The organism is bacterium, from assembly GCA_040753555.1.
GTDB lineage: Bacteria > UBA9089 > UBA9088 > UBA9088 > UBA9088 > JBFLYE01.
This window is the reverse complement of the sequence record JBFMDZ010000173.1, coordinates 1-4,511: the sequence shown is the minus strand read 5'-3', so window position 1 is coordinate 4,511 and position 4,511 is coordinate 1. Positions and strand designations below refer to the sequence as shown.

Here is a 4,511-nt window from a genome sequence, read left to right as displayed (position 1 = left end):
GAATGGCAAGGGATGTGAGATATACATTGCTTTCATCAAATCCAAATCCACCATCTTCCTTCTGATTGGCAATAAGCCATAATAAAGCAGGTTCAATTACAGAATTATTGGTATAATTGGCAGATTTGAGGGTAGATAAAGAAAGGATGGTGTCTAAATTCCCTATTCCATAGCCACCAAAAGAGCCATCTTCATTTTGATAGGAAAGCAGAAGCTCAATAAGAGAGGATGTATCTGTGCCAAATTCAGCCAATGTCTTTATCTTTCTGGCAAGAAGGGAAGGAGAAAATATAGCTTGTGTTCCCAGCCATTCAATACCCTGGTTATAGGCAATATCGGTTTTACCAAGATAATGGAAGGTATCCAATACAGCCGTAGTATCAATTACACAAGAGCCAAATTTTTCTTCATCCCCCCAAGAGCCAGAGGTATTTTGTGTCCCCTTTAGCCACCCTATACCTTTGGTAATGGCATCTTCTTGAGCCATTCCCTGAGTTGAACATAGCAACATAGCCAATAATATTAGCAACCTAATTTTGTTCATTTTGCACCTCCTTTATTTTTTCAATTTTTTCCTTTCTTTTCTTCCAATAATCCCTGACTATCAAGATCAATATAGCAAAAACTATGAGTGGTAGTAGGGTTATAGTAAAGAGAATTAACCCTGCAATTAGGTGAATGCAGTTTTTTGTTCCTTCGTGAATGGCATTTTTGAAAATCTCTTTGGTATTGAATGCAGATGAAACTATAGTCTTAGGTTCAGAAATGTTTACCCTAATAGTAGACAATCCAACTTGGTCTTCAAGGTACTTTATCTCACCCTGGAGTCTTTCAATCTCTTCTCCAATCCGCTTTAACTCTTGTTCTACCTTTATAATATCATCAAACTTCTTTGTTTCTTCTTTTAATATCTCCAAAAACCTTTTCTTTACTGCCTCTTGATTCGCAAGACGAGCCTGAAAGTCTATGTATTCTTTAGTAACATCCTTTCCTTTAGTTTGGCTATGTTTAACTTTGCCAATTTCTTCTATCATTGTTATTACTTTATTAAATCTATCTTGGGGAATCCTTAAGACAATTGAACCACTTCTATAATCACCCTCTCCAATATACTCCTCTGAATCAGTCACAAATCCTCCCATATCTTCAGCTATCCTTCTTATCTTTCTTATGGCCTCTCTAAAATCCTTAACCTCTAATTCTATCTCCTCAGTCTTTATTATTTTCTGTTGAGGTAGATTGTAGCCAGAGATAGATTTATCTTCCTCCCTTATACTTTCTATGTGTTTTTCAAGTGCAGGTCTTGAACTCTTTGTCATCTTGGAAGCTCGCGGCAACAACATAGCCAGAAATATTCCCACAAAAACAACAAGAAGTATTATTGTTCCTGTTGATAGTTTCATTCCTTTCTTCTCATCCATAACAAAACCTCTTTCTTTTTACCATTTATAATAATAAACCCCTTTGCTGTCTTTATGACTACAATTTATCCTTATATCCCCAGAATTTGAAGAATAAATCCATCCTCCTTCGTCTGTGATTTGACTGGGTTGGATTTTCTGGTTGGGTTTGGTGTGGATGATAAGGACTTTGTTTGAATCAGGATGGGCAATATTTCTTGGAAGGAGAGCTCTTGGAAAATCTTGAGTAAAAATGGAAAAACCGTACAACTCTATCGGATATTTACCATTTTTTTCATAATAAGAAACAATAGTTAATCTTATGTTGTTTAAATTCTTCTTTGTACACTTCTCTCTAGCTTGATCTATCAATATGGAATCATATAAAGAAGGATAGATAAATGGGCATACTATTGGAATAGAAATAAAAAGGAAAATAAAAAGCTTCTTAATTTTGACAAAAGATTTATTGGGTATTCTACTTATAAATCCTAAGATAAATCCTGTTACCATTAAAACAATCCATATAGAAATATTGGTAGGTACCCTCAGTAGAGGCCCTATTATTGCTTGCCAAGATATTCCTGCAAAAGCTCCTATTATTCCATATAAAAGAATTGTTAAAAAAGAAGCCTTTTTTTCTTCATCTTTACTTACCTTAAAAAGAAACCAAACAAGAAACCAAACAAGAAAAATAAGCATACATATAGCCAATAATATCGTTGCTATACCTTTTCCAAATGCAATTATAAACTCATTCATTTTGTTTTTAAATTTATATCTCCATTTCCATAAAGTTTTATAGGAAGAAAAATTGGTATAAAGCCACTCTTTGCATCTTCATATGACTCTTTAACAGTAAGGTTTCCCAGAATCATTCCTAACCAGAACCACTGTGCAAAATCTATGCTTATAACTCCAAATACCCAATCTGTATAGCTTAATTGACAGGTGCTTTTAAAAGCCTGAGCAACACTAGCCCCATAACATGAGTCTATATACACAAATTTATAATGGTTAGTATCAATACTGTTGATGTGGGAAGCATCAACATAACCATTATAGCCTGTTTTGATGAGAAGTTCATTATCAAGGATCAATCCTCCATCTTTTGCTCCATGTCCACAGTGATATAAAATCTTATATTTTGATTTTGCTACTTCATTAAGATATGTTTCTTTCGTATGAATTCTCATATAAATAGGATTATATCCAAGGAAGTATATAGCTCCGAGTGCCATAAATGATGAATACCAATAGGGTATTGACTCAAGAACAGGCAAAATAGATATATCTTCTCCTTGAATTACCAATGCAGTGTTCTCAATAAATATCTCAAACAAATCTACAAAAACACCCATTGTTATCAAACTCTCTGCCCCCGCCGCCCCTCCTGAAATCATACAAGCACCGGCACCAGTTACTGGGTCTTGGATGATATAGCCTGTTCCTTGAAAGCCATAGTAGGTTATCTCCCTTTCTGGGATAATTACCTCATTGCCTGCACTGACTGAATCCTGGATAGCTCCCTTAACATCCGCATCTTGCTGAAGGATGGGCAGGATAGAGCCTATGTTTGTCTTGTCTATCTTATAAATAGAAATCCCTTGTTGGTTTGAAATTTGAATTGCCTTTACCCCTGATACACCTGTGATTGTTCCCATTGGTATGTCTAAGGTTAGATGCTCATTTACCGAGCCATTGTATAGGGTAATGGTTATGAATTTCTTTATCTTGGTTTGGTCATTATCTATTGGATTGACAATTGAGGTATCCCTTCCCACATCTACACTTATTCCCATTAAATTTAGCTTACTTGGCATACCCCAAAGCCAATCCCTTTCTGTGGCAATCTCTGAGGTTATCTCTGCTTGTCTTTGGGTTATGACATTAAGCAGGGAGGAGGCTATTCTTTCTCCTGCTTCGGTTTGGTAAAGCCAGTTAAGGGATGAGAAATAAAGGGCTTCTCCCATTATATCATCCTCTAAGAGGCCAAAGGAATTGTAAAGAGGCTTCGTTTTGTAGCTTTCACTAAATCTATTGCTGGTTGTTTCAATGGCTTCACCAGGGATTCTTGAGAGAAGAAGACCAAAGGCATAGTATCCTCCTGAGATAATATTCTTGGTTATTATTTCTGATGGTCTTCCTGGGTCAATAAAGGTTAAAGAGATTGCCTCATCTTCCGCCATAGGTATGGGGTTTCCACTTGCTTTTGTTTCTCCATTAATCCTCAATTGGGGGATTAGCTCAACCAGATAGGCAGGGGTATTGTAAAGGTTGCCATAGGATTTGATTGTATCTTCATCAGAGCTTGAGGCTCCTTTATATGAGAGGGTGATTCTCTTTGAGGCTAATTCTATTGTTCTGGCAGTATAGCTTATGTTTCCAGAAAAGCTTATCTTGTGTCTTAAATTGTCGGGAATCTCTGAGTATCTATTGAGGATGGATAAGGGCTTATTGGGAAGCCCAGGAAGAACCTCTGCTGACTCTGGGATTATGGTTTTTGCAGAAAAGATGTTGTAAAATGTGTTAGGAGGGGTATTGGAAAGAAGCCAGTCTTGGGTATTATTTAGATACTCAAAGACAGGAAAGATGGTTGATGTGCCTTTAAGATAGCCTTCATTGTCAAATAATACCTTATCTGATATATCAAGGTTTTTGATTGATATAGTTTGACCTGTTTCTGTATCCGTATATGTTCCATCCTTTGGTGATTCATATTGCTTAAATGAGGAATCAACAGGAATCCATATCTTGTCTCCTTTATCCCAATCCTTTGCCCCGGAATAGGGAAGATAGGCAATATATACCTCAATCCAGCAATGCTCTAGCCTGATTGCCACAATCTTTCCACCAGATGTAATCGCTTTGGATGGGATGCCACCAGAGGCAAAGATTTGGGCTGCTGTGTATGGGTCTTTTACCCCAACCCAGTTCATTGCTTTTTCTATGGGAATTTCTATGGTTCCGTAGACATACCTGGCTGGGATATTACAAGAGCGATAGAGGGCAATTAAAAGGCTTGCTAGGTCAAAGTCATTGCCTGCCTTTTCCCAGAGGGTTTGTTGGCTTCCTTTTAAAGAGCCATAGTATGGCTCATAGTCAAAGTTG

General features: G+C 36.9%; 4 protein-coding genes. All 4 read right to left on the bottom strand.

Annotated features, from left to right (window positions below; genetic code table 11):
• On the bottom strand, positions 1-544 hold a 544-nt coding region (locus AB1630_10655; protein MEW6104250.1), incomplete at its 3' end, for a prenyltransferase/squalene oxidase repeat-containing protein.
• The gene (locus AB1630_10650) at positions 531-1,421 is read right to left on the bottom strand and encodes a DUF4349 domain-containing protein (protein ID MEW6104249.1); all 891 of its coding nucleotides are present in this window, start codon (positions 1,419-1,421) and stop codon (positions 531-533) included. The genes AB1630_10655 and AB1630_10650, both read right to left, overlap by 14 nt.
• Before the next feature lie 18 nt (positions 1,422-1,439).
• A complete protein-coding gene (locus tag AB1630_10645; protein ID MEW6104248.1) occupies positions 1,440-2,162 on the bottom strand; it encodes a hypothetical protein in 723 nt (240 codons plus the stop codon).
• Positions 2,159-4,511: transglutaminase-like domain-containing protein (locus AB1630_10640; protein ID MEW6104247.1), on the bottom strand; the 2,353-nt coding region annotated here is incomplete at its 5' end. The genes AB1630_10640 and AB1630_10645, both read right to left, overlap by 4 nt.

Excerpts from the sequence above, each read along its gene's own strand:
- AB1630_10645 (MEW6104248.1), bottom strand. The coding sequence starts at position 2,162 with ATGAATGAGTTTATAATTGCATTTGGAAAAGGTATAGCAACGATATTA.
- AB1630_10650 (MEW6104249.1), bottom strand. The coding sequence starts at position 1,421 with ATGGATGAGAAGAAAGGAATGAAACTATCAACAGGAACAATAATACTT.